The sequence below is a fragment of the Mycolicibacillus koreensis genome, from assembly GCF_002104795.1.
Lineage (GTDB): Bacteria > Actinomycetota > Actinomycetes > Mycobacteriales > Mycobacteriaceae > Mycobacterium > Mycobacterium koreense.
This window is the reverse complement of the sequence record NZ_NCXO01000085.1, coordinates 1-5660: the sequence shown is the minus strand read 5'-3', so window position 1 is coordinate 5660 and position 5660 is coordinate 1. Positions and strand designations below refer to the sequence as shown.

The 5660-nt window shown below is 66.3% G+C and carries 8 protein-coding genes and 1 pseudogene; 2 read left to right on the top strand and 7 right to left on the bottom strand.

The annotated features are described in order from the left end of the window. Positions 1–80 precede the first annotated feature (80 nt). Positions 81–680 (top strand): annotated as a pseudogene (locus B8W67_RS19765) (IS256 family transposase); the annotation flags it as partial. Between the two features lie 362 nt (positions 681–1042). After that, positions 1043–1219, top strand: a complete 177-nt coding sequence (locus B8W67_RS21045; RefSeq protein WP_163797271.1) for a hypothetical protein — start codon at positions 1043–1045, stop codon at positions 1217–1219. Positions 1220–1475: 256 nt separating this feature from the next. On the opposite strand, the gene B8W67_RS19760 is transcribed toward B8W67_RS21045, so the two are convergent. From B8W67_RS19760 to B8W67_RS19730, 7 genes are all read right to left on the bottom strand, one after another. Beyond that, positions 1476–1769: a hypothetical protein gene (locus B8W67_RS19760; protein ID WP_085305878.1), complete on the bottom strand. Its 294-nt coding sequence runs from the start codon at positions 1767–1769 to the stop codon at positions 1476–1478. A 97-nt stretch (positions 1770–1866) separates the two neighbouring features. Beyond that, positions 1867–2220 (bottom strand): hypothetical protein, encoded by a 354-nt coding sequence (locus B8W67_RS19755; protein ID WP_085305876.1) that lies wholly within the window; start codon positions 2218–2220, stop codon positions 1867–1869. 70 nt (positions 2221–2290) lie between these two features. Continuing rightward, on the bottom strand, positions 2291–2542 hold the full coding sequence (locus B8W67_RS19750) for a hypothetical protein (protein ID WP_085305874.1): 252 nt from the start codon (positions 2540–2542) through the stop codon (positions 2291–2293). Between the two features lie 413 nt (positions 2543–2955). Next, positions 2956–3330, bottom strand: a complete 375-nt coding sequence (locus B8W67_RS19745) for a hypothetical protein (protein ID WP_085305872.1) — start codon at positions 3328–3330, stop codon at positions 2956–2958. Next, positions 3327–3821: a hypothetical protein gene (locus B8W67_RS19740; protein ID WP_085305870.1), complete on the bottom strand. Its 495-nt coding sequence runs from the start codon at positions 3819–3821 to the stop codon at positions 3327–3329. Before B8W67_RS19740 ends, B8W67_RS19745 begins: the two co-directional genes overlap by 4 nt. Further along, positions 3818–4114: a hypothetical protein gene (locus tag B8W67_RS19735; RefSeq protein ID WP_133056167.1), complete on the bottom strand. Its 297-nt coding sequence runs from the start codon at positions 4112–4114 to the stop codon at positions 3818–3820. The genes B8W67_RS19740 and B8W67_RS19735 overlap by 4 nt, the downstream gene beginning before the upstream one ends. A 141-nt stretch (positions 4115–4255) precedes the next feature. After that, positions 4256–5044: a hypothetical protein gene (locus B8W67_RS19730; RefSeq protein WP_133056166.1), complete on the bottom strand. Its 789-nt coding sequence runs from the start codon at positions 5042–5044 to the stop codon at positions 4256–4258. Positions 5045–5660: the final 616 nt, after the last annotated feature.

Here is a 5660-nt window from a genome sequence, read left to right as displayed (position 1 = left end):
CGGCGGCACTGACCGCCTGAACCATCTCAACGAAGAATCATGCGACGACGTCGTACACCACACCCGTGGACTTGACCCTGGATGCCGGCCGCGAAATCCTGGCCCTGACAAAAGCTTTGATGACCGTCACCGACATCGACCACGCCGTGGCCTGGCTCGTCGAATACGCCGCCTGGGAAACCCGCTGGGACCACTTCCTGCGCCACCGCAGCTACCCCCGCGCCCACACCCCACGACCCGCCGGGATCGGCGAGCATCAACAGTGGTGGTACACCCACCGCGAGCTCCGCAAAACCCGCGGCCTGTATCGCAACCTGATCCGCAACAAGCACCTGTTCACCTGGATCGACCCCGACCTCACCGCACACAGCGGCCCGCTGCCACGCACCACGTCCTCACTGGAAGGCGGACCCAACCGAGCCCTCAAAGACCTCTTCCGCGCCCACCGCGGCCTACCCGTCGAGCACGCCCGCCGCGCCGCGGAATGGAAACTCAACAGCCTCACCGCAACACCAGCAGACCCCTGGACCCTGGTCCGCCCCGAACACCGAAACCCACCCCGACACCCCAACGTCGAACACCTCGACGACCAACCCCTCGGCCCCACCATGGGCACCGCATTCAGCTGGGAAGACGGCAACGGCCTCCAACACGGCTGGGCCGGCAGATCACGCCGCTAACCCCACGACACACCGACAGCCATACACACAATCTGGCCTATAACCCCCGACCGATCGACCAGTCGGAGCCCTCTGCCTGCGACAACCTGAGTCGGGGTGGCGGGATTCGAACCCACGACCTCTTCGTCCCGAACGAAGCCCTCGACCCGTGACCTGGGCGGTAACTCTAACCGTTATCGTCACCGTTTTGTATATTTCACAGCTCAGGCGATGTGATTAGACATACAAGGTATCCAATATCACCCATACCCACCAAACCTCCTGCCTACCCACTGCCTACCCGAATCCTGGGCGCGGCGGAGGAGTCCGTGCAGGTGGGGACGCCCCGTCACCCTGTCTCCCCGACCCACCAGACTGACCAGATGACCGACCACCCCGACCCCGACGACGACCTCCTCTCCCGAATCGACGAACTCCTCGACGACGACCCCGACGAACCCGACGACTTCCCCTGGACGGACTCGTACTCCCCACCACCTCCGACCCACGACCCCGACGGCTCGGTCTTCCTCGACCAGTCGGGATACCTGACGACCTGACCAGCCGACTCCTCGTCCCCCTCGGGGCCTCGGGCAGTCAGGCCACCAGGCGTCGGCACGGCCCCCGTCGGTCCTGTCTCCCTGCACCCGACCCAACCCAACCCGACCTCGGTCCCGACCCGTCGTCCTGTCGTCCTGTCTCCCTGCCGACCCACCCCAGACAGCAGGAAACCCCGCCGTCCCAGACAGCAGGAAACCCCGCCGTCCCAACGGGGAAGACGGGGCTCCTGTTGTACTGGGCCTGCTGTGCTGAGCTCTACCGACCCAGCGCGTCGGGCCGACACCACATGAGGTCGGTCGGAATCGGAATCCCGACCACCCCGTCCGCCGTGTCTCCATCCTCCCGAGCCAGGTAGGGCTGACACTCGGGCGCCGACGCGGGGTCGGGGTGCTGTGCCGTCGGAGCCGAGGCGGCGGGGGTCTCCTCGACGACGGGCAGCGGCTGGGGCTCCACGGGAGACGGCACGGCCCCCGTGGCGTGGGAGCTGCACCCCACCAGCAGACCGACCGCCAGGGCGACGGCGGGGATGAGTCCAATGGTCTTCTTCATGGTCGTTCCTCTCTCTCTAAATCCCGTGTCTCTCAGATCATCTGGGTCTTGTCGCGGTAACCCACGGCATCCTGAGTCAGCTTGCCCAGCTCCGCCCTCAGCTCGGCGTTGAGGTGTTGGACGTTGCGCGCCGCTTCGGCGGGGTCGGACTCAGCCCCCTCGACCAGCCCGCCGTTACCAGCGCGTCGGCGGCGTCGTTCTCTTGCCCCACATGGGAATGTCTCCACGCCGCGCCTGCCTGGAGTTTGTCGCAGGCCGGAATCTTCGGCCAGGACTCCATGATCACCCCGAGTGGGTCGGCCGGGCGCTCGATCTCCGTGCAGGGGAAGGTGAAGTTGTGCGTCTCGGTGGGCTGGTGGGCGTGCCCGACCAGGTAACCCCCTGTGGTGAGTCCGACGGCGGTCAGTCCCGCTGCGGCGGTGATGGTGATGTTCTTACGTGTGATGTTCATTTCGTACCTTTCGTCGTTCGTGAGGTCTGTCGGGTAGTTCCCTTGCGGGGCTTGGTTTCAAGTCATGCGGTCACCCCACCTTCCGTCGACGGTCCTCGGGGACTCCGCCAGCCCGCACGGTCCGAGCCGTGGCCGCGACCCGACCCTTGCCCGACTTCTTCACCCAGCCCGCCGCGTGCGCGTGCCAGAGCCCAGCCTGCACCACCTGCTGCGGTGTCCCCAGCGCGCCGAGGGTCTGGACCAAACTCGACACCTCAAGAGCCGAGCCCCGACGGGTGGCGAGCTGCTCGGTGATCCACCGTGCGGCCTGCTCGGGTGACATGCTCCCCTGTCCGCTCGTACTCCCCTGGAGGACAGCGCCGTTAGGAGTGGGAGTAGGTCCAGTAGACCCGTACCCAGGGTGCGTGACCACGATGACCTGGGGCTGGGCGGTCTGGGTGTCCTTCCCCTGCTTCTTCCCCTTGGACTTCTTAGGGGTCCGTCGTTTTGTCGCAGGACGTACGGGTGTGCCTGAGATGGTGTGGGATAAGGGAACTGGACGGACAGGCGGCAGCGGTGCGGGCCGTGCGGGGCGGGCTGGGCGACGCGCGGCGGCGCGGGCCAGCCGTTCCCGCCGCTCCCTCCGTTCCCGCAACCACTCCGTGCGTTGGACCCGCAGGACGGCCAGCCGCAGGGTCGGGTAACGGTTCATCGCCCAGCGGGTAAGACGTTCCAGCAGTTTGGTTTTCATAGACATCAGACCACCTGCTCGGGCACGTCGGTGTTCCCGATGTCACGGGCCGAGTCGCTCTCGTGGGCGCGGACCTTGCTGACGAGCTCCTCGATTGCCCGTACGTCGTTTTCGAGGGCCTCGACGAGTTCCTGGAGGTTGCTCTGGGTTTTGTCGACGGCGGTGTCCAGGGCCTCGCCGAGCGGACGATAGATCGGGGACACGAGGCCGCGTCCTGTCGTTCCCGTGCTGGCTGCCTGGTGGAACTCAGACTTGATGGCTCCCACCAGGTTTCCTGGGGCCTCGAACCCCGAGATGAGTTCCCGCAGATTCGATGCGAAGTCCTCCAGGAAATCGAGGTCGTAGTCGATCCGCTCGGGGCGAGGGGTGTTGTCGCTCATGGGGTTTCCTTCCGTCGGTTCGGGAGTTGGAGCCGAGACAGGACTCCAAGAAGGCGGCACTTGAAGTCGGACAACAAGGCTTCGACCTGTGGGGATGAGGCGTCGCGTACCTCTTGGGATTCACACCACCCAGGACTCGCCGCCTGGTCTCGGAGGAGGGTCATCGCCGCTATCACATGGGTTTTCACCACCCAGCCGACCGCCTGCCACGTCCAGGGGTCCGTGATCCCCAGGGCGCTCTTGATCTCCGCGAGCGTGGTGTCCGCGATCACGAACCAAGTCCATTCCGACGCCACGAACACCTGCCAGCGGAACACCTCGTCGTCTTGAGGTGCTTCAGTGGTGTCACCAGGGAATACGTCGAAGATGCGACGCTCCACCTCTGCTCGGGTGGCGTGATAGATGTTCTCAAGGACGACCGAGGTCACGGGGTCTTGAATGGCGAGCCGTTGCCTCGCCGCGTTGATGTCGTACGTCGTATCCACCATCATTTGCCCCTATACTCAGGCCGCTTGGTGGACTCGACATCGCGCCGCGACTTGTCCTCGTGCTGATCGTCCTCGGTCAGGTACGACACGCCAGTTTTGGCGGTCTTGCTGATGTCCTTCAACGTCTTCCGCGTCTCGCGGAACCGTTTGTTCAATGCCGCGCGGTGGCTGGGTCGCAGCCCCGTCACAGGAGCCACGGGAACCCGCGCCGCCGCTGCGGTCGCGGACTTGCCTGCCGCCGTGAGCGTGCCCTTGATCGTCACGCTGTGAGCGATGCGATCACTTGTCGTTGCCATTTCCATCTCCATCCGTCGTCGGACCAGCCGGTGACCCGAGGGTCGGTGGTCGGTCCTACGAGGTACTGCTAGAGATGGTGTGGCAGGAGATGGTGTTTGGTCGATTATCCCACGTCACATGGGGTTTGGGTAGTTATCACGTCACGCAGCACCACCCGCCTCGATTGCTTGCTGGGCGAGCCACGCTGCGGCTCCGTGGTCTCCTCGCTCGTAGGCCACGACCGCCTCACCAGCGAGCCACCGCGAGAAAATCGGCAGATAGCTCGGGGGCTGTTGAGCGTCGCCGAACCAGCGCAGCCCCCGCAGGGTGTGCGCGTCGTGTTCGGGGTCGAGGTTCTTGTGGAGAGCCACGGCCTGCCCCAGCAGCTCAGCCGCCGAGCTGGGTTCGACCCACTCTCCACGGGGGATCGAACACGAGGGAGTCACCTCGGCGTCGAGAAGCTCGTTAGCCTGCTCAACGGTTTGATGTGTCCCTGTGTTGGCTCCCTCGGCGGTGCTGACGAGAGCGACGATTCCTGGTAGCACAGCTAGTTTCACTGTGGGGTCTGTGTACCCAGCCAGAGCGAGGTCGGGGCGAGCGGGGTGGTCCGCCAGTGGTGTCACCCCGTGCGGGAGGGCCACGTCGGCGGGGATGACCGACAACCCGTCGCTGGTGGCGAACACCAGCCCTGTTCGACCCTCTCCCTCATCCAGCACCGCTACTGCGAGGTGCTGGTACCACTCCTGGTGCTCGCCCGCTCGGTGGTACTCACTCCTCAGGCTCGCCAGGACGAGGTGGGCCAGGCGCTCGTGCTCCCTGAGGTCGTCCACGTATGTCGTTGGGATGACTGGTCTCTCATCCTCCCGAGCGCCGATGCCGAGGAGCGCGGCTGTCGAGCTCCCGCTCGGGGAGGCTGGCCGCTCGCCGCCTGCCGACCAGTGTTTGTTCACCGCCGCGCCAATGTCCACCTTGGGCGGCTGCGGGCTGGGGGTCTGGGGTCCAGGGGCCGCAACGCCTGGGGAGGCGGGAGTTCCAGGTGTACCCGTACTCCCTGGCGTCCCCGTCGGGGCGGCAGGGGTGACGGGGGTGCCTGGCGTTCCGCCGCTGATCGGAGACAGCGCAGGCGGCATCGGAGTTCCAGGGGTTGATCCCGTGCCGAGGGGGTAGGACACACCAGGCGAGGCGGGCGGCTGGGAGCTAGAACCGATGCCGCCCATCGGGATACCGGAGATCATGGGTCCGACCGCCGCACCGCCGAGGTCGGCCAGCCCGCCGAGGCTGGCGGCTCCGAGGTCGCCGAGGGGCCGTCCGGGCGCGGGGTTCGGGTCGGCGGCGGGGTTCGGGTTTCCCGTAGACGGGGAGTTCGGGGGCGGACTGCCCGTGTTCGGGGCGTTCGGACTCGGGTTGGTGAGTCCCGACGTGCCGTCCAGACCGCCAGGTGTCGAGGAGCTGGGTCCGCCCGTCGAGGTGGACGGGGTGCTCGGTGACGGGCTACTTGGTGAAGGGGAGCCCGGGCTGGTGGGAGTGGGAGTCGTCGGAGTGGTTGGTGTGTGATGTCCAGGGGTC